The organism is Aquimarina spongiae (assembly GCF_900141785.1).
Classification (GTDB): domain Bacteria; phylum Bacteroidota; class Bacteroidia; order Flavobacteriales; family Flavobacteriaceae; genus Aquimarina; species Aquimarina spongiae.
On record NZ_FQYP01000003.1, the window covers coordinates 456045 to 481499 of the forward strand.

Consider the following 25455-nt stretch of genomic DNA (forward strand, 5'->3'; position numbering starts at 1 on the left):
GAGATTGACATCAACAAAAGGTAAGTGGCGAATGATATCTGACAATTAAAAGCAACAAAAAAAGAACAGATGAAATATTACCTAATTGCAGGAGAAGCTTCCGGGGATTTACACGGTTCTAACTTAATGAAATCCTTGCTTATCGAAGACCCTAAAGCAGAATTTAGATTTTGGGGAGGGGATCTTATGCAAGCCGTTGGCGGCACATTGGTAAAACATTATAAGGAGCGTTCTTTTATGGGGTTTATAGAAATACTCCTTAACCTACGCAAGATTCTAGGGTTTATTAAACATTGTAAAAAGGATATTGAAGCATATCAACCAGATGTGCTCATTTTGATCGACAACTCAGGGTTTAATCTTCCGATAGCAAAGTGGGCAAAACAGCATGGATTTACCACTCATTACTATATAAGTCCCCAAATTTGGGCATCTAGAGAAGGGCGTATCAAAACGATAAAGGCCTATGTGGATTATATGTATGTGGTATTACCATTCGTTAAAGATTTTTACGACAAATATGATTATCCGGTTCATTTCGTAGGACACCCACTTATCGATGCGATCAACAATCATGAACAAATTACCCCAGAAGAGTTCAAGACAAAACATCAACTGGATGATCGGCCTATAATTGCAATATTACCTGGGAGTCGTAAACAGGAAATCAAAAAAATGTTAGAGACTATGCTGACTATAGTGGATGATTTCCCAGCGTATCAATTTGTTATTGGTGGTGCTCCCAGTCAGGAAGCATCTTTTTATGCTCCGTTTATCAAAAAGAAAGGAGTTCATCTTGTAATGAACGAAACATATGATCTACTAAGCCTTAGTAATGCCGCTTTGGTGACTTCGGGAACCGCTACGCTAGAGACTGCCTTGTTTAAAGTCCCACAAGTGGTTTGTTATAAAGGAAGTTATATTTCCTATCAAATTGCAAAACGTATCATTAATCTTGATTACATATCATTGGTAAATTTGATCATGGATAAACCCGTAGTTACGGAGCTTATTCAAAATGATTTTAATGCTGAACGATTAAAAGAAGAGCTTACCAAAATAGTAGACGATTATCAAAGAGCCGTGATGTTTTTGGACTATTACGACCTTGAAAAACGACTTGGCGGACGTGGTGCAAACGATAAAGCAGCTCAATTAATTGTCGACGCTCATAGATAACTAAAACACTCCCCCAAATGAAAAGAACAATTACCTACTTTTTAATATTAACCTTGGGTTTATTTTTGACCTCTTGCGGTAGTTCTTCCAAAAAAAAGGCCGTAATATCTCAAAATACCAAGAAAACCACTAAGACTACCTCAAAAAAGAATCCCAACGACAAAAAGATCAAAAGTATTATTAGTCACGCCAAATCTTTCAGCGGAACCAAATACAAATATGGCGGTACTACCAAAAAAGGTATGGATTGTTCTGGATTGGTATATACTTCTTTCAAAAAAGAAAATGTGATTCTCCCCAGGACTTCAAAAACTATGGCTACTCAAGGAAAAGCTATTGCTTTAAAAAAAGTAGCTGTTGGGGATCTGTTATTCTTTAAAACCAACAAAAGAAAGAATGTCATCTCACACGTAGGACTTGTTGTAGAAACCAGAGGCACTATCAAATTTATTCATGCATCCACATCCAGAGGTGTTATCATTTCGAGTCTTGACGAAGCCTATTGGAACAAGGCTTTTGCATGGGCTCGCAGGGTGTTATAAATCTTGTTTTTCAGAAAAATAATATAGATTAATCCGAACTACGAGTTCTGAAATATGAAACTAGCAGCTTGTATTATTGCGTGATACATTTTGCAAATCATATTTCTGGTGCAGCAACCAAAGTCAATTAATACACCTTTACTTATTATCACTATATCCTTGATTGTTGGAATAGTGATAGGTCACTATTTCTGCATAGCTGTTATTCCAACCTTAATAGGTCTTTGTATTTCGATAGCGATGCTCACTCTGTTTTGGTGGAAATCCAAAAAACCATTTAAGCAAGGTTGGGGTTTTGTAGCCAGCGCCATTGTGATGTTCATAATATTTGGAATAACACTGGTCAACCTACACAATCCATTGCATCGATCAAACCACTATTCAAGACTACTTCCAAAAAAACAACTACAGCAATCTGTAGGTGTAAAATTTAGCGTTAAAGAACGATTAAAATCTACTTCTTATTATCAAAAATACGTCGTTGATATTGTTATTATCCACGGTAAGTCAACCCAAGGAAAGTTGCTATTGCTCCTTCCAAAGGATAGCCTTCATAATCATTTGGATATAGGTAATTGTTATACCACATTTACTCAAATACAATCGATTTCGAAAGCATTAAACCCTGATCAATTTGATTATGCTACATACTTAAAAAAACAATATATCACCCATCAAATCAAATTACACCCATCACAATTAGTTCAAGATTCAACCTCTACTCTATCTATTTTCCGACTGGCAGATCAGGTTAGAAAACACATTACCTTAAAACTAAAGACCTACTCATTTTCCACAAAACAACTGGCCGTAATCCAAGCTTTATTATTAGGCCAAAGACAAGATATCGATCAACAAACCATACAATCGTATCGTGATGCCGGAGCCATGCATATCTTAGCCGTTTCGGGATTGCATGTAGGGATCTTATTATTACTTCTCAATACTGTATTGCGACCTTTAGAAAGGTTTCATCAAAATGGAAAGGTTCTCAAAACAGTTTTGTTATTGATATTTCTTTGGTTTTTTGCCATCATTGCTGGGTTATCCCCTTCGGTGTTGCGAGCCGTAACTATGTTTTCTTTTCTTACCATAGGGATGCAAATAGGGTCTACAACCAGCACTTATAACACATTGATCTTATCGGCATTTGTTTTACTTTGCTTTCATTCTTTATTACTTTTTTCTATTGGTTTTCAATTTAGCTATGTGGCTGTCTTTTCAATAGTTTACCTACAACCCATATTTTCAAAATGGTATACTCCTCCCAATTTCTTACTTAAAAAAATTTGGGAAACGCTTACCGTAACTATTTCTGCTCAATTAGGATTGGCACCACTCACTATATTCTACTTTCATCAATTCCCATTGTTATTTTTTGTTTCCAATTTGATTATCATTCCATTTCTAGGTGGTATTCTGGGATTGGGAGTGGTTGTTATCGTTCTAGCTTCAATAGGAATATTACCAGAGCCGCTTGTTACAATATTTGGGTATGGTATCGATTTTATGAATGAAAGTGTCTCCTGGGTTGCCTCAAAAAGCAATTTTGTGCTTACCAATATTTCTTTTTCTTGGAGATTACTAATTCTTTCTTACACCTTAATTATCGCTACCAGTCTGGCGCTTCAAAAAGTACTTTTCAACAAGGGTTTTGTTCTAGGAACCGTAACAATAATCATAGTGTTAGTCATCGCATTTGAAAAACATCAAGCTGCCCAACAAAATGAATTGGTTATTTTTCATCAATTTGGGAATACTGTAATCGGACGATTAGAACATCAACAACTAATATTGAATGCCAAATCTCCTATTACCGATAATACCCAAAACTTCCTCTTTTCTAATTATTTGATAAAAAAAAGAGCTGTTCTGAAGCAAAATGATACTTTTCAACATCAATATCAACATAAGAAGCGAACTCTAATGGTCATCGATAGTACATTTATATATACTCAACATTTCCAGGATTCAGACATCTTACTCTTATCGGGTTCGCCAAGAATTCACTTAGAACGTATAATAGACAGCCTGAATCCTAAACAACTCGTTGCAGATGGTAGCAATTATAGAAATTTTATAGATCGTTGGGAGAAAACTTGTGCAGACGGAGATATTCCTTTTCATCGTACAGATCGAGATGGTGCATTTGTATTAAAATGATGCGCTATCTTTAATTCAACATTATCATCTTACGATTATTTACGGTTTTAACAGCAAATCAAATATCCTAAACCCTGAAAAATCATCGGGGTATTTAACCAGCTAATAATCCGCTAATTACCCTGTTTCTCTGGGTTAATAAACTACAAATTAAAATTTAAAACACTGATTACCAAAAAATTACAAAAAGACAAGCTCCGAATCTTCTTCAAACTGTTTTGTTATTCATAAACGAGAAATATCTTTGAACCCGAAAAATCAAACCAAGCTTATTTGATACTACCCCGAAAATTTAGAATCCGATAATTAACATAGTGTCATTAGGATACAACCATCTTGATAGGTAAGAAACATAGTGTAGATAAAATTGTTTCTATTTAAGAATGCACACTTCATCTCTTTTATGGGGCTTCTAACTAATTAAATACACATTCTTAAAACCATTACAACAATGAGAAAATTCAGGTTATTAATGGCATGTATAATTGTTGCCGGGGGCATCACTTCATGTCAAAAAGAAGAGACCAAAAATGAGCTACCAGAAGAAGTAGCTGTACAACCTACCAAGGCAGAGCTAGAGAAGCTCTTTAATATGGGGATAAATATCGATAATGTAACTATTGAAGATATTCCATCTTTTGATGGTACAACCACCAAACATTTCGTTTCGGGTGATATTACTATTCCTTATGATGGACTAGATGATTATGCCGAATTAGGCGCTCTGGAAGATGGAAACAAGCAGTATCGTACACCAAATATTGTTGCTCCCGCTTTCAGAAATATTCGAATCCTTGGGTACACCGGTGGTGGGGCAGCACTAAGTTCAAAGATGCAAACTGCTTTATCCTGGGCTGTTGCTAACTACAATGCACTACCAAATACACTTAATTTTAATTTGACCTTTGGCACCAATACTGCTGCTGCAGATATCATTGTCTATAAGGTCAATAATTCTAGTGGTGGTGCGTCTGCAGGGTTTCCTAGCAGCAATGGACGACCGTACCGTTATGTACGGATTAATTCTGGGATGGATAGTTTTACCACCAACGTAAACGAACATGTAATGGGTCATGAAATTGGTCATTGCGTTGGATTTAGACATCAGGACTGGTTCAATCGCCAAAGTTGTAACTATACAGGACCTCTTCCTGCAGAATCTCCAGCGATATGGATTCCTGGAACTCCGTTATCCTTCTATGAAGATTCTATTATGCTTGCTTGCTTTGGTCCAAATGAAGATGGTGAATTTTCTTCATCAGATATTCAATCACTCAATATATTATATTAAACACAGGAGGTAGTATCTAAAAAAAGGCTATCCATTAATGGATAGCCTTTATTATATATAAAATGGTTTAGGTTAATTACAACATCACCAATGCTTCTTTTAAATTTTTATCTTCCTCAATAACCTCTTTTGAATTAAGGATATCCTTTATGATTTGACGGATTTTAGGGATACAATCTTTTGCCATTTTATTTGGACTATTGAATAGCACACAAATCCCTAAATCCTCGTTTGGATAAATCGCTATTTCGCTTCGGAAATTATTTACACTTCCTCCATGATGAATTACCTTTTGCAATTGCTCTGTTTCTTGATCTTTAAAAGTGTGGATTCTCCAACCGTGTGCGTAATGTGAACTTACGTATCCTGGCCATCGCTGGTAGTAACTTCTTCTTCCTCCTACTTGTATTACTGGACTAAATACTTTTTCCATAGTTTTAGGCATAAGCACCTCTGGGTTATTCCCCAACAAAAACTTCATCCATTGTCCCATATCCATTGCACTGGCATTAATACCACCTGCAGCAACCGCTCCATAATACTTTTTGTTTAGACGCATGGGTCTCCATCCATATCGTAACCGTTGATGCGGTAATGCAATATTAGTATCTCCTTGTAAAGCTTCGTAAGTAGCAGAAGCTCTATCCATCCCAAGAGGGTCAAATATTTTTTCCTGAATAACTTCAAAAAGAGGTTTTTGGGTAACCCGTTCAATAATTTCACCACTTAACGCAAAAATGGCATTTTGGTAATTATAGAAATAACCTGGTTCCTGAAGTGGACGCACTTCATTAAATCTACTGGCGATGTTGTCTAAAGAAACTCCAGCTTCTACAAGGTTCGTAAAACTATGATATGGCAATCCTGAAGTATGCGAAAGCACATGAGACAGGGTTACTTTTTTGGTTTGTGCAGCACTGGCTAATCTGAAATTAGGAATGTGATTGATAATCTTATCCTCCCAATTGATGAGTCCTTCCTGTACATGAATTCCTGTCAAGATTCCAGCAAATCCTTTGGATACAGATCCAATTCTAAAGATCGTCTCTTTATCTACATTATCCATTAGTCTGCTGTTTCTACTACCAAAACCATCTGCATAGATAATAGAATCACATTTTACAACAGCAACTGAAGCACCGACAACTTGTTTTTTCTGTACTGCTTCATCAAAATACGCTTGAATAGAATCTGCTATTCTTTTCTTAAATGAATCAGACGCTAAAACTGGTTCTGGAAGTGGTTGCGGTAAAAGCACCGCCTGTTCTTGTTTTGGTAACTGCGGTTGTTTCGTAGGCATAAACGAAAAGAGTAAGCCTATGAACAACATAGTTGGGGTAGCTAGGGTGAAGATTTTTTTCATTAAGTAGGTTTATTGGTGTCAAAAAAAAGAAAAAACATCGACAAAAACAACAAAATCATCTTTGAAATACACATTTTTTCTATTTTTCTTCCAATTTGGGTATTTTTGGGTTTACGTTGTAGGTAACGAAAAACTTATTAATTAATTGTATAAAAGGTTAATAAATCCGAAAACTGATCTTCCTAATGCTTCTTTTAGCTATGTAAAGTTTAATTTGAAGCCGTAGGAATAGGAGGAGGACCATCAGGAAGGATGGCTTTATAGACGTAATCTCCTTTTCTTTCTTTAAATTCTTTTTTGACCTCTTCGACTAATTTTTCGTCATCATACATATCAACCATAGTCATAGCAAGCGCCTTTGACGCTTGAATCATCCCTTTATGACCAATAGACATTCCTCCACATGCAACAACAGCCCAAGAGTGCCAAGGAGTATCAATTGGAGCCGTAGTAACTCCTAATCGCACAACCGGAACCAACCAACTCACATCCCCCACATCTGTAGAACCACCACCGGGATGTTCTTTTGTCTCTTCCAAAGGGTTTATTTTGGCGTCTATTCCTTTTTGAGGTTTCCCGGTTCCCTCTTGTATTTTATAAGCAAATGCCAATTCTTCTTTGGTATATTGGATTTCTCCCAAGTACTCCAAGTTTTTTTGCATGGCTTTCCCTCCTGCTCTATTCACCAATATCTCGTGTAATCCGGAAACCAAACTAACTTTATAATCTACATTTGCCATAATAGCGGCTCCTTCAGCCATTTTCTCTACACGTTTCCATACTTCTTCCATACCCTCACGTTTTGTATCTCTTACGCGTATCCATATTCTGGAGTAATCAGGAACTACATTCACCACATCTCCTGCTTTTTGAATATCATAATGTATACGTACGGTGGGTTTGATATGCTCTCTCAAATAGTTAATCCCGGTGGTATACAACTCCAAAGCGTCCGAAGCACTTCTTCCATTCCAGGGATCCGCAGACGCATGAGCTGCCTGGCCATTAAATTCTACGATAAAATCCACCAAGGCCAACGAACTTTGCACATCAGCTTTAGTTTTTGCTGAAGGATGCCAATCCAAACAAACATCAAGGCCTTCAAACAATCCAGCTCTTGCCATAAACAATTTTCCAAAAAACTTCTCTTCAGCAGGAGTACCAAAAAACTTTACGGTCCCTTTTATCTTTCCTTGTTTGATCAAATCCTTGATAGCTACTGCGGCAGATAAGCTAGCCACTCCAAACAGATTATGTCCACATCCATGGCCTCCAGCATTTTTTTGCAAAGGTTCTTTGGTAGGTTGTGCTTTTTGCGATATCCCAGGCAACGCGTCAAACTCTCCCAAAATCCCAATGACCGGAGAACCACTACCATAAGAAGCCACGAAAGCTGTAGGTATATCTGCCACTCCACGTTCTACAGTAAATCCCTGAGACTCGGCATAATCTGCTAGTACCTTGGCCGATTGTTTCTCTTGAAAGGCAGTTTCGGCAAATCCCCATATTTGATCACTCATGGTGATCATCTTTTTTTCTTGTTTTACAACTGCTTCTATTACCGAAGTTTTGTTGGAACTGATTTTGGATTGTTGTGCATAAAAAAGTGTACTACATAGCACAGCACCAACGAATAGTTTGAACCGAATCATAATTAAGATGTTTGTGAGTTGTGTGCTTTGAAGATACTAAATAATTCTTTGTCTTTGGTTCTCGCTTTCCAAATAAAAAACTCCTTTCCGTAAAAACGAAAAGGAGCTTATTTATCTCTTATTATTTATTTCTAATTCGTAAATGTACCTACGAAAGCTTTCTCATACTTTTTCCAAGCATCAGCACTGGTTAACTGCTTATAATCATCACTATGAATCATCTTGAGGTACAGCTCTAATTGCTGTGGTGTTTTATATCCCACCACGGGAGCAATTAATCCTCCATTCTCATCAAAGAAAACAATACTTGGATATCCTGAAATCTTTAAAGCATTGGCAAAAAAGTGTTGACTATTTCTTCCTTTTCTACCGTGCTTATAGTTAGGATTGGTATACGTAAAATTATTGTACTCGATCTTTTCGGTACCTTCGGCATTAAACTTTACGGCGTAGAAGTTTTCATTTACATAAGAAACAACGTCCTTGTTATGAAACGTTTTTTTATCCAGAAGTTTACAAGGACCGCACCAATCGGTATATACATCCATAAAAATCTTTCTCGGTTCTTTTTTTTGTGCCTCTAGTGCTTCATTAAAAGACATCCATTTGATCTCTTGCGCCTGGGTAGTAACACACAAAAGCATCACGCATATTAAAAGTAGGTTCTTCATTAGTATTCTTTTTTCTAGTTTGTCGGAAACAAAAACTGTTCCTTATTTAAAACTTCACCCGTCTTTGGGAAACGAGTGAAGATGTATATTATTATTTATCGCACTCCGTGCATGAGTTTTTTCATAATAGGATTAAGCAACATAATTAAAATTCCTGCTGCTATTGGCACTACCGTAAATATCAGAAAAAAAGTAGACAAATTATAATTTGCAGTTACTTCATCGATCATTCCTCCTAATGTACCTGCCGCTTTTTGACCAATTGCAATGGCCAAATACCAGATACCAAACATGAATGCAATCATCCTTCCGGGGACTAATTTACTAAGGTAAGATAGTCCAACTGGTGATAAACACAATTCTCCTAAAGTGTGAAATAAATAGGCCAAGATTAACCAAACCATACTTACCGATGCAGTTTGAGCCCCTTGTGGAATTCCGGAAGATCCATAAGCCAGCAATGCAAAACCAAATCCTAATAATCCTAGACCAAATCCATATTTGAAGGCTGCACTTGGATTATATTTACTTTCCCACCATTTTGAGAATAATGGCGCTAAAGCAATGATGAAAAAAGAGTTTAAAATTCCGAACCAGGTAGCTCCCACTTCGGTAGTATCCTTACTAAATTCATTATTCAATTTCCAGATTACAATACCCCAGATGATCAAAAATGAAATAGATAATACCACATTCGAAAGACCAATTTTGGAAAACGTCTTCCTAAATACCAGATATAACACCCAGGTAATTATCGCAAGAGGCACTACCGTTAAAATGGTATCAATCACTTTAAAGATTAATGCCGAAGATCCTGAAAGGTCTCTTGCCGTATAATCCCTTGCAAAGATATTTAATGACCCTGCTGCTTGTTCAAAAGCTGCCCAAAAGAAAATCGTAAAAAACGCGAATATAGCAACTGCAAACATTCTATCTCTTACGGTATGACTGTAACGAAGAATTCTCGAAATGATCAGATAAACAAATAGAATAACTGCAAATACAATCATCACTGTTGGCCCCTCATAACCTCCTAAAGAGAAATCAAATAAATTAACGTTTCCAATCTTAGACATCGGATCGTTAATCAGCCAAGTAAAACCAATAACAGCTGTAATCGCTATCAAAACTTTATCTAAGGCGGTAAAAGGATTTAGTTTATCCCCTTCTTCCAGTACTACTTCTTTTTTAGCTTCTTTGTTGGGTTTGGCTCCAATATCGCCGAATAAATTTCTAGCCAACCAGAACATAATCATCCCCAAAAACATGAAAATTCCTGCCAATCCAAAACCTAGTGCCCAACTGTAGTTCTCTCCAAGATAACCACAAAGCATTATTCCGAAAAATGCTCCTGCATTTACTCCCATATAAAATATGGTATATGCTCCATCTTTTTTAGCATCATTTCCTTTATACATTTCAGAAATAATAGAAGTAATATTCGGTTTAAAAAGACCTGTCCCAATTACTAATAAGGCGAGTCCAAGATATAGTGTCATCTCAGTTTCAAAAGCCATAGATAAATGCCCCAGTGTCATGATTAAACAGCCAATGACCACTGCCCAACGATACCCTGTGATCTTGTCAGCTATATACCCTCCTAATATAGGAGTTAGATACAGTAAGGAAGCATATGTACCAAACAATGCCAAAGCATGTTCTCTCGGCCAATTGGCCCACCCTGGATTTTCTCCAAATAAAGGTGCTGTAAGAAATATAACAAGAAGGATTCTCATTCCATAAAACGAAAATCGCTCCCACATTTCAGTAAAAAATATGATGAATAAACCAGCTGGGTGACCTAGGACCTTGTCCTTAAACAGGTTTTCTATATCTGTACTCATAAAGTGGTATTATTAATTATTCTGAAGCGTCAGCTAGTTCGAATCCTTCGGCTTCTTCATGTTTTAAAATACGCTCACTTTCTTCAACTCCATGAGTTAATCTTTTCAGCGGTTTAAGAAGTGCAATAAAAATCAATCCAATAACCACAGTGAAGATTACAATTCCTGAGAAAATTGTAAGCTCCCCATATTCACTTGCCGATTCCCCGACAATTCCCGCTACCTTATTACCCAATCCGGTTGCTGCAAAATAAACTCCCATCATTAATGAAGCATATTTTACGGGTGCAAGTTTGGTAATAAATGATAACGCTACTGGTGAGATACATAATTCACCTATTGTATGAAATAAGTAAGCAAGCACTAACCATATCATGCTAGAACTCCCCGATTTATCAAACTCCATTGCTGCAAATACCATAAACAGAAATCCAAATCCCATGATAATGATACCCAATGCCATTTTAAAAAGTGAAGATGCCTCTTTTCCTTTTAGTTTTCTTTTTGCCCAAATACTAGCAATCCCAGTAGCAAGTAAAATTATAAATCCTGCATTTAAACTTTGAAACATCACAGTTGGAATTTCCCATCCAAACAGATTTCTATCGGTCTTACTTTCTGTATATAAATTCATCAGTCCACCTGCTTGCTCAAACGCTCCCCAAAAAATGATCACCATAATAAATGACAGTAATAAAACCAGAAAACGATCTTTAAATTCTTGAGTATCTAACTCTTTGTATATCATCATTAACAAGGCTGTAATCGCAGTTAAGAAAAGAAACAACAAACCAAAACCCCATTCTAATGTATACCAACCATAAAATGAAGCTAAAAGAAGAATTCCTGTAAAAACTAGTTGTTTAGGTGACTTGAATAATTTTGCATATAATTTACCATAAGAAACTTCATTTTCGTCAGCTTTAGTTGGAACATAGTTCCCTACTTCAACCAAGTATTTCTGACCATATAGGTAATTTATTAATCCGATAACCATTACGATTCCTGCTAAACCAAATCCTGCATGCCATCCCCATTTAGCAACTACCAATCCAACGATCATAGTAGCCAACAAAGACCCTAAATTGATTCCAATATAAAAAATACTGAACCCTTTATCTCTTCGAATATCACCCTCTTTATATAAACCTCCTACCATAGTAGAGATATTAGGTTTAAGCAATCCAACTCCTAAAATAACTAATCCTAATCCAGTGTAGAAAGCCCAAATATCGGTCAAGACCAAAACACCATGCCCCAAACAAAGGACAATAGCTCCTAAAAGAACTGATTTCTTTTGCCCAATAAGTTTGTCTGCAATCATTCCTCCGGGAATTGACGCCACATAAACTAACATCGTATACCAACCATACAGTGCCAAAGCTTCTTTACTTGTCCATCCCAATCCTGCTCCTCTAGGATCTCCAATAGTTTCTGTAGTCATGTAAAGAACCAATAATGCTCTCATTCCATAATAAGAGAAACGTTCCCACATTTCTGTTAAAAATAGGATATATAAACCTATAGGATGTCCAAAAAGCTCCTTTTGATGAGCTGCTTTAACTGTATTTGCCATTATATGTTAGTTTAATTTTAGTTTATTAGCTTAAATGATTTATAAGTTGTTTTTAATGAAGTGAGTCATCTTGTTATACAGATGCAATCTTGTATTACCTCCATAAATCCCATGATTCTTGTCAGGATAAATCGCCCAATCAAAATCTTTATTTGCCTGCACAAGGGCTTCTACCAATTGCATCGTATTTTGCACATGTACATTATCATCTGCACTACCATGCACCAATAAGAATTTTCCTTTTAAACCATCCACAAAATTAATTGGTGAATTATCATCATACCCTTTAGGATTCTCCTGAGGAGTCATCAAATATCGTTCCGTATATATGGTATCATAAAACCTCCAACTCGTTACCGGAGCAACAGCAATTGCCATTTTAAAAGTATCTGGCGCTTTAAACAAACAATTGCTAGACATAAATCCACCGTAGCTCCATCCCCAAATTCCGATTCGTGAAGCATCGATATAATCCAATGCTCCTAACTGCTTGGCTGCGGCTATTTGATCTTGTACTTCTAGATTTCCTAAATCATTTTGCGTTGCTTTTTTAAACTTTGCTCCTTTCAGTCCGGTACCTCTACCGTCTACACAAGCTACGATATACCCTTGCTGCGCCAACATCATATACCAATAGTCATTAGCTCTGTTCCAGGAATTTCTCACCATTTGTGATCCAGGACCTGAGTATTGATACATAAACAATGGGTACTTTTTGCTAGAATCAAAATCTTTTGGCTTGATCATCCACATATTCAGAGTTTCTCCATTGATCTCGATCGTTGAGAATTCTTTTGGACGAACATCGTATTGCTTCAATTTTTCTGTAAGTGCGTTGTTGTTCTTTAGTTCTCGAATTACTTTTCCTGTTTTTCCATTATTCAAAGAATATTCATATGGCGTTGTTGCATTCGAAAAATAGCTGATATACACACTAAAATCCGCACTAAACTCGGCATCATTGGACCCTTCTTTGGCGCTCAATCTTTTCTTATCAGCTCCATCCAATCCAATAGAATATACATCTCTATTGATATTTCCATTTTCTACACTTTGATAGAATACTTTTTTGTTTTTAGTATCATACCCATAATATTGTGTCACTTCCCAAGGACCTTTGGTCACTTGATTGATCAACTCCCCGGTAGCAGCATAGTGATAGATATGGTTAAATCCATCTTTTTCGCTAGTCCAGATAAAACTATTATCATCTAGAAAAGTAAGGTTATCAGTAACGTCGATATAGGCTTCATCTTTTTCGTTTAGTACTACTTTTGGCGCCTTGGTTTTGGCATCTACAAAAATTAAATCCAGATTATTTTGGTGTCTGTTCATTACTTGAACACTCAAAATATCTGGATTAGCACTCCATTTTATTCTTGGGATATAAAAATCTTTATAATCTCCCAGTTTGACCTCATCCAATGCCATTGCACCTATATCGGCCACAAACAACGAGACTTTAGAATTCTTTTCTCCTGCTTTTGGATACTTAAAAACGTCTTGTTTTTGGTATAAGTCTTTCCCATATACATCCATAGAAAATTCTGGAACTTCTCTCTCGTCAAATCGTAAAAATGCAATTTTGTTGCTGTCTGCGCTCCAATCAAAGGCTCTTACAAACGAGAATTCTTCTTCGTATACCCAGTCGGTAATCCCGTTAATGATCTCATTTTTCTTTCCGTCGTCGGTAAGTTGTATCTCCTGCCCTGTTGCGAAGTTCAATACGTAAATATTATTATCCAGCACATATGCTATTTTATTTCCATCAGGAGATAGCAATGGAGATTGAATTTTTTTGTCATGTACCTTAAAAACTCCATTGGACGGCACATCATAGATATGATAAATCCCTCTTGAAGAACGGCGATAGATTTGCTCTAACTCGCTTGCCAGCAAAATTCTATTTTCGTCTTTACTAAAGGTGTATCCCTGAAATGATGCCAGACCATCTATAGAAGAAGAAGTAACCAAAGTTTTGGCCTTCTCTCCTGTTTCATAATCATACACTTGAATATTGGTAGCTCCCGAGATAGGATCGTTTTCTAAAACTGAATATTGAGTTCCGTTTTTCATAGAGTGCAAAGACTGAAAACCTTCAGTTCTAAAAGCTCCTCCCCAGATCTCATTAAGAGTGAATGTCTTCTGCTGTGCGATGCTGACAACACTTACAAATAGTAAAATACTACAAAACAATTTTGTAAATTTCATATCATAGAGGTATAAATTGTTAACGCCAAGATTACTAAAAAATCCGTGAAAAATACAACAATTGATGTTAAATACAATAAAATCAAGGGGGCTAAAGTGTTTTTTTTTAACAGATCATTAAACAAATAGCTTTTTAAACAATAATTACACAATGAAACTCAGTAAGTTTCTGTAATTGCTACATTCAAAGAATAGTGAATATCACAAAACAGAATAGTATCTTTGACCCCATTACTAAATTACATTACAAGATGGCACCAGTAGTTTCTGGATTTTCTAAACTTTCTAAAGCAGATAAAATAAAGTGGTTGGCAGAACATCATTTCAACAATGATCAAAACACCATAAATACCCTTACTACCTATTGGAATTCTGATCAAAAGCTACAACAGCTTCATGATGAATTTACAGAAAACACAATCTCTAACTACTATCTTCCATTTTCGGTAGCTCCGAACTTTTTGATCAATGGTACGCGTTACACACTACCCATGACTATCGAAGAAAGTTCTGTGGTAGCAGCAGCCAGTAAAGCAGCTAAGTTCTGGCAAAATCGAGGTGGATTTAAAGCCGAGGTGATTGCAACTACCAAAGTAGGTCAGGTACACTTTATGTATGCAGGAGATTCCGAAAAACTACAGCGTTTCTTTACGGCGACGAAACCCCTATTATTAGAAGCTGTTTCTTCTATCACCAAAAACATGGAGAAAAGAGGGGGAGGAGTAAAAGAAATCGTACTAAAAGATAAGACCACCGAAATTGAAAATTACTTTCAGCTACATTGCACCTTTGAAACAGTAGATGCCATGGGAGCGAATTTTATCAATTCGTGCCTGGAACAGTTTGCTAAAACTTTTGTAGCTGAAGCCAAAACTTATGATGACTTCTCGGATCACGAAAAGAACATCGAAATCATCATGAGTATTCTGTCTAATTATGTTCCTGAATGTATTGTACAAGCGACCGTTTCTTGTCCCATAAACGAACTTCCTAATGGTGTAGATTTATCTTCGAAACAATATGCGAAGAAGTTTGTACAAGCGGTTCGAATTGCAGAAGTAGAACCCTATCGTGCTGTAACCCATAACAAAGGTATTATGAATGGTATTGATGCCGTTGTTTTGGCCACTGGAAATGATTTTAGAGCTATCGAAGCAGGTGCACATGCTTATGCTGCAAAAGACGGAAAGTACAAAAGCTTAACACATGCAGAGATCCAAGACGATCAATTTGTTTTTTCAATAAAAATACCGCTTGCTTTGGGAACGGTAGGAGGACTAACCTCTCTACATCCATTGGTTAAATTATCCCTACAGCTGTTGGGACAACCTAATGCCAAGAAACTTATGGAGATTACGGCAGTCGCCGGTCTTGCCCAAAATTTTGCAGCAATAAACTCTTTAATAACCACAGGAATTCAACAAGGACACATGAAAATGCACCTAATGAATATCCTTAACCAATTTGAAGCGACTAACACAGAAAAGGAGCAGTTGATCGCATATTTTAAAACAAATCCCGTTAGTCATAGTGAAGTAGCCAATCAAATTGAAAAACTAAGGTCCTAACCAATGAAAAAGTCCTTTTATAGTCATGGTAAATTATTACTAACCGGAGAGTATCTTGTTTTGGATGGTGCTCAGGCATTAGCAATTCCTACCCAAAAAGGGCAATGGCTATTTATTGAAGAAACCGATACCGAAGGTATACACTGGCAAAGTTTTGATGAAAACGGAAATTGTTGGTTCGAAACCAATTTCCTGATCACCGAAAAAGGGCTTACTCTCACCGACGATACCCATAATGATCCTATTGCAGATACGTTGCTTACCATTTTAAATAGCGCCAAGGATCTTAATCCAATTTTTTTGACCACTAGTAGTGGCTATACCGTTGAAAGTCGCTTGGAATTTGATCGCGAATGGGGATTAGGTTCTTCTTCTACCTTGATTAACAATATTGCGCAATGGGCAAAGGTGAATGCTTTTGAGCTTTTAGAAAGTAGCTTTGGAGGTAGTGGTTATGACATTGCATGTGCTCAAAATGACACTCCTATCATCTACAAAAGAACAGAAGGAAAACCTATAGTAACCGAAGCTCCTTTTGATCCTGTATTCAAAAACAACCTGTTTTTTGTCTATCTCAATCAAAAACAAGATAGTAAAGACTCTATTAAGCGCTACCAATCCTTACCGTTAAAAGAATTCGACAAAGCTGAATCCGAAGTTAATGCGATCACCCAACAAATACTGGAGTGTCCAGATCTTGAGACTTTTGAAGAGTTGATTTCAGCTCACGAAGCAATTATTTCAAAAATCATCAAAACAGAAACTGTAAAATCCAGGCTTTTCTCAGATTATCATGGTAGTATCAAGAGTCTTGGTGGATGGGGCGGTGACTTTGTACTGGCAACCGGTTCTTCTGAAGACATGGACTATTTCAAGAAAAAGGGATACACCACTGTAGTGCCCTATGAAGAAATGCTACTGTCCTAGACTCCCTAAGGTTTCGACACGGTCAATGAGCTAATTCATTCCCGTTAAATTCATTACAACATTTTAAAAAGTAAGGTTAAATATGACACTTGCTTCGTAATGATTTGCCTAAATTTTGATAAATTTAAGTGAATTTAAGAAGCATATCCCTATGACTACAGACAAAACCGATGGTACTCAAAACGTCTTAGAAGCTGTAGTAGTAAGGTTTGCCGGGGACTCTGGAGACGGAATGCAATTAACAGGCACCCAATTCTCGGATACTTCTGCCATGTTTGGAAATGATGTGGCTACCTTTCCTAATTATCCCGCCGAAATCCGAGCGCCTCAAGGAAGCTTATACGGAGTATCTGGATTCCAAGTGCATATCGGAAGCATAGAGATTAGCACACCAGGAGACGATGTAGACTTATTGGTCGCTATGAATCCTGCGGGCCTCAAAACCAACTTACATGCAGTAAAACCTGGCCATACCATTATCGTTGATACAGATGCTTTTACCAGAAAAAATCTGGAAAAAGCTCAATATGAATCCAACCCCTTGGAAGATGGAAGTTTGGAAAATTACAGAGTGATCGAAGCCAAAATGACTTCTTTAACCAAAGAAGCGCTGAAAGATCTCGAAGGATTGGATAATAAGAGCATGGTACGAAGCAAAAACATGTTCGCGTTGGGCATGGTGTATTGGATGTATAATCGATCTACAGCTTATACTATAGATTTCTTCAACAAAAAATTTAAATCCAAACCTCAAATTGTTGAAGCCAACACCAAAGTGCTAAATGCGGGATATTACTTTGCAGAAACCTTAGAACTAATCCCTAACGCCTATACGATTGCTCCTGCAAAGATGAATCCGGGAACCTATAGAATCATCATGGGCAATACTGCTACTGCTTGGGGTTTTTTGGCAGCTGCAGAAAAAACAGGATTAGAACTCTTCTTAGGATCCTACCCGATTACCCCAGCTTCAAACATTCTCCATGAACTTGCCAAACACAAGCATTTTGGAGTAAAAACATTACAAGCCGAGGACGAAATCGCAGGCATCACCTCTGCCATTGGGGCCTCCTTTGCGGGTAATTTGGCGATAACTACCACTTCGGGACCTGGGTTAGCATTAAAAGCCGAAGCTATTGGCCTAGCCATGATGATCGAGTTACCGCTGGTGATCGTAAATGTTCAAAGAGGAGGACCATCTACAGGTTTACCCACCAAAACCGAGCAATCGGATTTATTGCAAGCCATGTATGGTAGAAATGGGGAAAGCCCAGTGATTGTTATTGCTGCCAGCACACCCGGGAACTGTTTCAGATTTGCTTACGAAGCGGCAAAACTTACTTTGGAACATATGACCCCGGTTATCCTATTAAGTGATGGTTATATTGCCAACGGATCCGAACCCTGGAAGATACAAACCACCAAAGATATGCCGGATATCAAAACCAATATCATCCAAGCTTCTGATCAAGAATGGCATCCTTACCACAGAGATGATGATACTCTGGCCAGAAACTGGGCCGTACCAGGAACTCCTGGTCTAGAACATCGAGTTGGAGGATTAGAAAAAGATAAGATTACCGGGAATGTCTCTTACGTACCGGATAATCATGAATACATGACCAAAATAAGAGCAGAAAAAATCCAACGTGTGCAAAATTATATTCCAGAATTAACTACAGAGTTTGCTAGCTCCGGAGATCTTTTGGTTGTGGGATGGGGTGGCACTTATGGCTCTTTGTACTCTGCGGTAAAACAAATTGCTGAAGAAGGTTGTAACACTATTGGGTTAGCACATTTCAATTATATCAATCCAATGCCAAAAAACACCAAAGAAGTATTATCAAAATTCAAAAAGATAGTAGTATGCGAATTGAATAACGGACAATTCGTAACGATTCTAAAAGCTCATTTTGACCAACTAGACATTGTACAATACAACAAAATACAAGGACTTCCCTTTGGAAACCTGGAACTCGTACAAAAATTCAAATCCCTATTATAAACCATGAGCTCTACAGATACAAAAAAATATACGTTTAAGGATTTTGCCAGTGACCAAGAAGTACGATGGTGCCCTGGTTGTGATGACTATGTAATCTTGAGAGCCATGCAAAATGCACTTCCTGAAATGGGATTAAAAAGAGAAGATATTGTTTTTATCTCGGGAATTGGCTGCTCTTCACGTTTTCCGTATTACATGAACACCTATGGCATGCACAGTATTCATGGCAGAGCCCCAGCAATAGCTACCGGGGTAAAACTAGCTAATCCCAACCTAAGTGTATGGGTCATTACTGGTGATGGAGACTCAATGGCCATTGGAGGAAATCACTTTATTCATGTACTACGAAGAAACATGGACCTTAATATCGTCGTATTTAACAATGAAATTTATGGCTTGACCAAGGGGCAGTTCTCTCCTACCTCATTAGTTGGACAAAAAACAAAATCTTCTCCCTATGGCAATACACAACCTCCCTTTTCTACAGGAGAATTGGCATTGGGTGCACAGGCACGATTTTTTGCCAGAATTGGAGGAAATACACCTAAAGAAATGTCTAAAATGTTTATTGAATCTCAACAGTTTAAAGGCACTTCATTAATCGAAGTTTTGCAAAACTGTCCGATTTTTAATGATGGTTGTTTTTCTAAATATACAGACAAGGCTGTACGTGAAGATCAGCAACTCTTTGTTGAACACGGAAAACCTATGATTTTTGGGAAAGAACGAGACAAAGGGTTACGCCTAAACGGCTTAAAACTTGAAGTGGTTACCATTGGCCAAAACAATATTACCGAAAATGACATTTTGACCCATGATGCAAAAGAACAGGACCCAACACTGCATCAAATGCTAGTAAGATTAAAATACCCTTTAGTGACTGGTATTATAAGAAGTTATGAGGATATCACTCTGGAAGAAAGAAAAAATGAACAACGAGAGCGTGTACGGTCAAATTCTTCCTTTACTAAGACCGATGATCTATTCTTTTCTGGAGAAACTTATGAAATCACTTAATACAAAAGACATAAAAAAACCTGTTAGTTGATTTAACAGGTTTTTTTACTATATAGAATTATTTGCTCTTACAATTCTAGGGCCTTAGTTACATTATTATCCATCAATAATTCTTGTGGATTCTCTAATGCTTCTTTTACAGCTACCAGGAATCCTACCGATTCTTTACCATCGATGATTCTATGGTCATAAGATAACGCTACGTACATCACAGGAGCGATTACGATCTGCCCGTCTCTCACGATCGGTCTCTCTACAATGTTATGCATTCCTAAAATAGCACTTTGTGGTGGGTTAATGATTGGTGTAGATAACATACTACCAAACACCCCTCCATTAGTGATAGTAAACGTACCTCCGGTCATTTCATCAACTGTGATTTGACCTTCTCTTGCACGTATTGCCAAACGCTTCACTTCAGATTCTACACCTCTGAAACTCAAATTCTCTGCATTGCGAATTACAGGCACCATCAATCCTTTTGGTCCTGATACTGCAATACTGATATCTTGAAAATCAAAGGAAATCATTTCTTTACCGTCGATCATCGAATTTACCGCAGGAAATAGTTTCAACGCTCGTACACAAGCTAGTGTAAAGAACGACATAAATCCAAGACTTACTCCGTGCTTACTCTTGAAAGTTTCTTTATACTGGCTTCTTAGATCAAAAATCGGCTGCATATCTACCTCATTAAAGGTAGTAAGCATCGCTGTTTCATTTTTCACAGAAACCAAACGCTCTGCCACTTTACGACGAAGCATTGATAATTTCTTTCGACTTTCTCCTCTACTTCCAGGACCAGGAGTACCCATAGATGGTTTAGCATCTAGTGCGTCAGCTTTGGTAATTCTACCATCTCTTCCTGTTCCTTGTACTTGAGAAGCATCAATACCTTTTTCGGCAAGTACTTTTTTGGCTGCAGGAGAAGCTGTTCCTGTAGCATAGGTTTCTGTTTTGGCTGGTGCTGCCGGAGCTGGCGCTTCTTCTTTTTTCTCCTCTACTTTTGGAGCTTCGCTAGCCGCCTCTGCTTTTGCTTCGCCTCCTTCAGGTTTTGCAGCATCGGTATCTATTAGACAAACTACCTGACCAACAGCTACCGCATCTCCTTCTTCTGCCATAAGTGTGATCACACCACTAGCCTCTGCTGGAAGTTCCAAGGTTGCTTTATCACTATCTACCTCAGCAATTGCCTGATCTTTTTCAACATAATCACCAGTCTCAACGAGCCACTGAGCTATTTCTACTTCTGTAATAGATTCTCCCGGTGATGGGACTTTCATTTCTAAAGCCATAATTCTGAATTTATCCTTTGTACAATTTCCTTCGGAAATTCTTTATCTATGAGTTACTTAATTTTACTTATCTTCTTTGATTGTCTTTTGTTTTATCAAAAACATAGTCAATCACCTCTTGATGTCTTCTTTTAGAACGCGTTGCGCTACCAGCAGCTGGAGCTCCATAAGGCCTTCTACTTGCAAATCTAAAACTTTTTGCGCCATCGTAATGCATCAACATATGACTTAACGCTCCCATGTTTCTAGGCTCCTCTTGTGCCCAAACCACTTCGTCTGCCTTGTACTTTTTAATGACCTTATCCATTTCGGCAGCTGGTAATGGGAATAATTGTTCAATTCGAACCAAAGCCACATCATTTCTTCCTTGTTTTTCCTTTTCTTCTAATAAGTCATAGTAGAACTTACCTGTGCAGAACACCAAAGATTTTACGTCTTTTGCAGTTGCATCTGGATCATCTATAACAGTTTGGAAGCTTCCTTTAGTAAATTCTTCTACCGAAGACACTGCCTTTGGATCACGCAATAAACTTTTGGGTGTAAACACTACCAATGGCTTACGATACTTGGCCTTCATTTGCCTACGTAACAAGTGGAACATATTGGCCGGTGTTGTAACATCTGCAATGAACATATTATCCTTGGCACAAAGCTGCAGATATCTTTCCATTCTAGCAGAAGAGTGCTCTGCTCCCTGACCCTCATAACCATGAGGAAGTAACATTACAATTCCGTTTTGCAATTTCCATTTATCTTCTGCAGAAGAAATATATTGGTCGATCATAATTTGCGCTCCATTACTGAAGTCTCCAAACTGTGCTTCCCAAATGGTAAGTGTATCTGGACTTGCCATAGCATATCCATAATCGAAGCCTAATACTCCATATTCTGACAACAAAGAGTTGTAGATATAGAAATCACCTTGATCTCCTTTTAAGGTATTTAAAAGAGTTACCTCTTCTTCACTGTCTTCCACCTTAATAACCCCATGTCTGTGTGAAAAAGTTCCTCTTTCTACATCTTGCCCACTCATTCTTACATCATATCCTTCTTTAAGCAAGGATCCATAAGCTAATAATTCACCCATCGCCCAATCTAATTCATTGGTCTCGAAGAACATCTTGTGTCGTTTCTCAATTAAACGCTCTATCTTACGTAAAAACTTTTTATCTGAAGGAAGCTTTGTAATTACCTCTGCTATTTCAGTAAGCTTGGTTTTAGGATATGCAGTTTTAACCACATCCATCATCTCATCTTCTTGAACACGTTCAAAACCTGCCCATTCATCTTGCATAAACGGCGTAATTACCGTTTTCTCTTGTTTTCTAGAATCTTCAAGCTCTTCTTCTAGAGAAGCTTTGTATTCTTTTTCAAGCTTAGTCACATAATCCTTATCGATAATCCCTTCGGCCATTAACTTCTCAGCATAAATATCTCTAGGGTTTCTATGTTTAGCTATCGCCTTGTATAGCTTAGGTTGTGTAAAACGAGGTTCATCACCTTCGTTGTGACCATATTTACGGTATCCTAATAGATCTATAAAAACGTCACGCTTAAAGGTCATTCTAAAATCTAATGCAAAATTAGCAGCATGCACAACAGCTTCTGCATCATCGGCATTAACGTGTAGCACAGGAGATAAAGTAACCTTACCTACATCGGTACAATACGTAGAGGATCTAGCATCCAGATAATTGGTAGTAAATCCGATTTGATTGTTTACTACAATATGAATAGTTCCTCCGGTTTTATATCCATCCAGCTTAGCCATTTGTACAATCTCATAAACCAAACCTTGACCTGCAACAGCCGCATCTCCATGTACAACAATTGGCAATACCGCCGAAGTATTTTCTTGATAATGGCGATCTTGTTTTGCTCTGGTAATCCCTTCTACAACAGCTCCTACCGTTTCAAGATGCGAAGGGTTTGGAGCGATATTCATATTGATATCTTTACCACTATCTGTCTTTCGTTTTGAAGTCCAACCCAGGTGGTATTTTACATCTCCATCAAAAACTGCTTCCTCATAATCTTTACCATCAAACTCACTAAAAATATCTTTAGGGCTCTTCCCAAAAATGTTTGTCAGCGTGCTCAATCGACCACGGTGAGCCATTCCCATCACAAATTCTTTTACCCCCAAATCGGCAGCTTTTTCAACCAAAGCATCCAAAGCAGGAATTAAAGACTCTCCTCCTTCTAAAGAAAAACGTTTTTGACCTACATATTTGGTGTGCAAAAAGTTTTCAAAAGAAACAGCTTGATTTAATTTTTTGAGAATATGTTTTTTCTGATCTGCAGAAAATTTTGTTCTATTCGTATTGAAATTTACCCTGGCCTGAATCCACTCACGCTCTTCCGGATTTCGAATGTACATATATTCAATCCCAATAGCATCACAATAAATCTTTTCTAAGTGAACTACGATATTGCTTAGCGTATTAGGACCAATCCCTATAATTTCTCCAGCATTAAAAACCGTATTTAAATCTGATTGGCTTAATCCAAAATTCTCTAAGGCTAATGTAGGAGTATACTTCCTTCTTTCTCGTACTGGATTCGTCTTAGTAAACAAATGCCCCCTTGTTCTGTAGGCATCTATTAAACGAACTACCTGAAACTCTTTTTGTACATTTTCAGGAACAGCAATCGTTCCTTGGGTTTCTTTTTCTACATAGATGGTTTCTCCAAAACCGTCTGCGTTTTCTAAACCAAAATCAAATCCTTGAAAAAAAGCCCTCCAACTTGGCTCTACGCTATCGGGGCTTTGTAAATATTGGTCATATAATTCCGCAAAAAATGCGGTATGAGCCGCATTCAAAAATGAATATTTATCCATAAGTAAGCATTCAGTTGTCTTTTTAACGACAAAACGCTACAAAAATACAACAATTACAATTTATTGGCTATCGAATTCTCTATATTTATGCAACATTTTTCATAAAATTAATCATGATTATGATTCCTTTTCAAAATATTAAGAGTTTTGTTTTAGTTTCGTTTGTTTTATTTTCCTTACAAAACATTTCTGCGCAAAATGAAAATTTTTGGTCAAAGGTTCGATTTGGTGGAAATATAGGAATTGGGTTTACCAACGACACTTTTAATGCAGTAATCGCTCCTGCAGCTATTTACGATTTCAATCCATGGTTTAGTGGTGGTGTAGGACTTAGTTTTGGATACTCTACTTTTGATGATGATGTTTTTAATGAAGAACGCAGAAGCACCAATTATGGTGCTAGTCTTATTGGGTTATTCAATCCCATTCCCGAGTTTCAACTGTCCGCAGAATTTGAACAAATGGGAGTGAGTCAACGTATAGAAACTACTAATCAAACATTTACAGATGATTATTGGTACCCTGCATTATTTCTGGGTGCTGGTTATCGAACTGGTTTTGTAAGCTTCGGTATACGATACGATGTATTGTATGATGACGACAAGAGCATTTATGGGTCCGCTTATGCTCCTTTTGTAAGAGTGTTTTTTTAGAAAATGATTTTTCGATTTAAAAATCACCAAAGATGAAAAATGCAACTAGGTTTTCTATTCGAATAATTTTCTAATTTTTTCTCAGCTTTTCTTAACAACCTATATTTGAAACGAATATCCTCAACATCTTCCTGACAATTGCTTTTTTCAAACGGAATAGTTTCAAAATAATCTGCATCCCATTGGCTCAATTTTTCTCCATGCCTTCTTTCATAACAACCAACACTACTATTTCCTTCAAAAAATAGTACATGCTCAATAACTTCTACCACTTTTTCAGCGCTTAGAGATGATACGCCTTGTGAGCTTTCTTTATAAAGAGTATTCATACGGATTATCTCAGAGATCGAGGTTTTCAAACGTATGGTATCATTTTCAACAAAAAAAAACTCTAAATAAACATCTCTAGCAAAACCCTGCTGATACGTATGTTTTATCAACTTTAACTGGTTCTCTTTGTAGTAATACTGGATTCTCCCAGATAAGTTTTCTGAACATTTATAGTTTTTAGAAACATACGTTATAAGCGTATCTTTTTTTGCTATAGCTTCCTGAAGAGCCCTAAAAGACAAATCTACCTTGGTAAATTCTTCCTGAGCATAAGAAAGAGTTACAAAACACATCAACCAAATAAAATTGCATAGTCTCATCCCGTT

The 25455-nt window shown here is 37.2% G+C and carries 18 protein-coding genes; 9 read left to right on the forward strand and 9 right to left on the reverse strand.

The genetic code is table 11. The annotated features are described in order from the left end of the window. The first annotated feature begins 69 nt into the window (after positions 1–69). The 4 genes from lpxB to BUE24_RS09375 all read left to right on the forward strand — a co-directional run bounded on the left by lpxB (position 70) and on the right by BUE24_RS09375 (position 5175). Positions 70–1179, forward strand: a complete 1110-nt coding sequence (gene lpxB, locus BUE24_RS09360) for a lipid-A-disaccharide synthase (protein WP_073315732.1) — start codon at positions 70–72, stop codon at positions 1177–1179. 17 nt (positions 1180–1196) lie between these two features. Then, on the forward strand, positions 1197–1721 hold the full coding sequence (locus BUE24_RS09365; RefSeq protein WP_073315733.1) for a C40 family peptidase: 525 nt from the start codon (positions 1197–1199) through the stop codon (positions 1719–1721). Between the two features lie 108 nt (positions 1722–1829). Continuing rightward, positions 1830–3884, forward strand: coding sequence for a ComEC/Rec2 family competence protein (locus BUE24_RS09370; protein ID WP_139241955.1), 2055 nt, complete (start codon positions 1830–1832; stop codon positions 3882–3884). A gap of 451 nt (positions 3885–4335) precedes the next feature. Beyond that, the gene (locus tag BUE24_RS09375; protein ID WP_073315734.1) at positions 4336–5175 is read left to right on the forward strand and encodes a M57 family metalloprotease; all 840 of its coding nucleotides are present in this window, start codon (positions 4336–4338) and stop codon (positions 5173–5175) included. A gap of 76 nt (positions 5176–5251) precedes the next feature. Here BUE24_RS09375 and BUE24_RS09380 read toward each other — a convergent pair whose 3' ends face one another. From BUE24_RS09380 to BUE24_RS09405, 6 genes are all read right to left on the reverse strand, one after another. Continuing rightward, on the reverse strand, positions 5252–6538 hold the full coding sequence (locus tag BUE24_RS09380) for a serine hydrolase domain-containing protein (protein WP_084549467.1): 1287 nt from the start codon (positions 6536–6538) through the stop codon (positions 5252–5254). Positions 6539–6747: 209 nt separating this feature from the next. Beyond that, positions 6748–8190, reverse strand: a complete 1443-nt coding sequence (locus tag BUE24_RS09385; protein ID WP_073315736.1) for an amidohydrolase — start codon at positions 8188–8190, stop codon at positions 6748–6750. A gap of 131 nt (positions 8191–8321) precedes the next feature. Then, a complete protein-coding gene (locus BUE24_RS09390; RefSeq protein WP_073315737.1) occupies positions 8322–8861 on the reverse strand; it encodes a thioredoxin family protein in 540 nt (179 codons plus the stop codon). Between the two features lie 95 nt (positions 8862–8956). Continuing rightward, positions 8957–10705, reverse strand: coding sequence for a peptide MFS transporter (locus BUE24_RS09395; protein ID WP_073315738.1), 1749 nt, complete (start codon positions 10703–10705; stop codon positions 8957–8959). A 16-nt stretch (positions 10706–10721) separates the two neighbouring features. Further along, entirely contained in the window at positions 10722–12281 is a 1560-nt protein-coding gene (locus tag BUE24_RS09400; protein ID WP_073315739.1) for a peptide MFS transporter, read from the reverse strand. A 39-nt stretch (positions 12282–12320) separates the two neighbouring features. Continuing rightward, positions 12321–14492, reverse strand: a complete 2172-nt coding sequence (locus BUE24_RS09405) for a S9 family peptidase (protein ID WP_073315740.1) — start codon at positions 14490–14492, stop codon at positions 12321–12323. A gap of 251 nt (positions 14493–14743) precedes the next feature. Between BUE24_RS09405 and BUE24_RS09410 the strand changes: the two genes are divergently transcribed. The 4 genes from BUE24_RS09410 to BUE24_RS09425 all read left to right on the forward strand — a co-directional run bounded on the left by BUE24_RS09410 (position 14744) and on the right by BUE24_RS09425 (position 20009). Further along, positions 14744–16060, forward strand: a complete 1317-nt coding sequence (locus BUE24_RS09410) for a hydroxymethylglutaryl-CoA reductase, degradative (RefSeq protein WP_073315741.1) — start codon at positions 14744–14746, stop codon at positions 16058–16060. A 3-nt stretch (positions 16061–16063) separates the two neighbouring features. Further along, complete coding sequence (locus tag BUE24_RS09415; protein ID WP_073315742.1) at positions 16064–16987, forward strand: GYDIA family GHMP kinase; 924 nt, start codon at positions 16064–16066, stop codon at positions 16985–16987. Positions 16988–17138: 151 nt separating this feature from the next. After that, positions 17139–18992 carry a 2-oxoacid:acceptor oxidoreductase subunit alpha gene (locus BUE24_RS09420; protein WP_073315743.1) on the forward strand — a complete coding sequence of 618 codons (1854 nt, stop codon included), beginning with the start codon at positions 17139–17141 and terminating at the stop codon, positions 18990–18992. Between the two features lie 3 nt (positions 18993–18995). Beyond that, on the forward strand, positions 18996–20009 hold the full coding sequence (locus BUE24_RS09425; RefSeq protein WP_073315744.1) for a 2-oxoacid:ferredoxin oxidoreductase subunit beta: 1014 nt from the start codon (positions 18996–18998) through the stop codon (positions 20007–20009). A 68-nt stretch (positions 20010–20077) separates the two neighbouring features. Here BUE24_RS09425 and odhB read toward each other — a convergent pair whose 3' ends face one another. Further along, complete coding sequence (gene odhB, locus BUE24_RS09430) at positions 20078–21304, reverse strand: 2-oxoglutarate dehydrogenase complex dihydrolipoyllysine-residue succinyltransferase (RefSeq protein ID WP_073315745.1); 1227 nt, start codon at positions 21302–21304, stop codon at positions 20078–20080. A 67-nt stretch (positions 21305–21371) separates the two neighbouring features. Continuing rightward, positions 21372–24146 carry a 2-oxoglutarate dehydrogenase E1 component gene (locus BUE24_RS09435; RefSeq protein ID WP_073315746.1) on the reverse strand — a complete coding sequence of 925 codons (2775 nt, stop codon included), beginning with the start codon at positions 24144–24146 and terminating at the stop codon, positions 21372–21374. 119 nt (positions 24147–24265) lie between these two features. Between BUE24_RS09435 and BUE24_RS09440 the strand changes: the two genes are divergently transcribed. Further along, the gene (locus tag BUE24_RS09440; RefSeq protein ID WP_084549479.1) at positions 24266–24799 is read left to right on the forward strand and encodes a hypothetical protein; all 534 of its coding nucleotides are present in this window, start codon (positions 24266–24268) and stop codon (positions 24797–24799) included. Positions 24800–24822: 23 nt separating this feature from the next. Here BUE24_RS09440 and BUE24_RS09445 read toward each other — a convergent pair whose 3' ends face one another. Beyond that, positions 24823–25449, reverse strand: a complete 627-nt coding sequence (locus tag BUE24_RS09445) for a hypothetical protein (RefSeq protein ID WP_073315748.1) — start codon at positions 25447–25449, stop codon at positions 24823–24825. Between the last annotated feature and the right edge of the window lie 6 nt (positions 25450–25455).

Bases quoted from the DNA above. Each gene is read 5' to 3' on its own strand.
- BUE24_RS09375 (WP_073315734.1), top strand. From the start codon at position 4,336: ATGAGAAAATTCAGGTTATTAATGGCATGTATAATTGTTGCCGGGGGC.
- BUE24_RS09410 (WP_073315741.1), top strand. From the start codon at position 14,744: ATGGCACCAGTAGTTTCTGGATTTTCTAAACTTTCTAAAGCAGATAAA.
- BUE24_RS09435 (WP_073315746.1), bottom strand. From the start codon at position 24,146: ATGGATAAATATTCATTTTTGAATGCGGCTCATACCGCATTTTTTGCG.
- BUE24_RS09385 (WP_073315736.1), bottom strand. From the start codon at position 8,190: ATGATTCGGTTCAAACTATTCGTTGGTGCTGTGCTATGTAGTACACTT.
- BUE24_RS09445 (WP_073315748.1), bottom strand. From the start codon at position 25,449: ATGAGACTATGCAATTTTATTTGGTTGATGTGTTTTGTAACTCTTTCT.
- BUE24_RS09425 (WP_073315744.1), top strand. From the start codon at position 18,996: ATGAGCTCTACAGATACAAAAAAATATACGTTTAAGGATTTTGCCAGT.
- BUE24_RS09400 (WP_073315739.1), bottom strand. From the start codon at position 12,281: ATGGCAAATACAGTTAAAGCAGCTCATCAAAAGGAGCTTTTTGGACAT.
- BUE24_RS09395 (WP_073315738.1), bottom strand. From the start codon at position 10,705: ATGAGTACAGATATAGAAAACCTGTTTAAGGACAAGGTCCTAGGTCAC.
- BUE24_RS09440 (WP_084549479.1), top strand. From the start codon at position 24,266: ATGATTCCTTTTCAAAATATTAAGAGTTTTGTTTTAGTTTCGTTTGTT.
- BUE24_RS09420 (WP_073315743.1), top strand. From the start codon at position 17,139: ATGACTACAGACAAAACCGATGGTACTCAAAACGTCTTAGAAGCTGTA.
- BUE24_RS09405 (WP_073315740.1), bottom strand. From the start codon at position 14,492: ATGAAATTTACAAAATTGTTTTGTAGTATTTTACTATTTGTAAGTGTT.
- BUE24_RS09415 (WP_073315742.1), top strand. From the start codon at position 16,064: ATGAAAAAGTCCTTTTATAGTCATGGTAAATTATTACTAACCGGAGAG.
- odhB (WP_073315745.1), bottom strand. From the start codon at position 21,304: ATGGCTTTAGAAATGAAAGTCCCATCACCGGGAGAATCTATTACAGAA.
- lpxB (WP_073315732.1), top strand. From the start codon at position 70: ATGAAATATTACCTAATTGCAGGAGAAGCTTCCGGGGATTTACACGGT.
- BUE24_RS09390 (WP_073315737.1), bottom strand. From the start codon at position 8,861: ATGAAGAACCTACTTTTAATATGCGTGATGCTTTTGTGTGTTACTACC.
- BUE24_RS09380 (WP_084549467.1), bottom strand. From the start codon at position 6,538: ATGAAAAAAATCTTCACCCTAGCTACCCCAACTATGTTGTTCATAGGC.
- BUE24_RS09365 (WP_073315733.1), top strand. From the start codon at position 1,197: ATGAAAAGAACAATTACCTACTTTTTAATATTAACCTTGGGTTTATTT.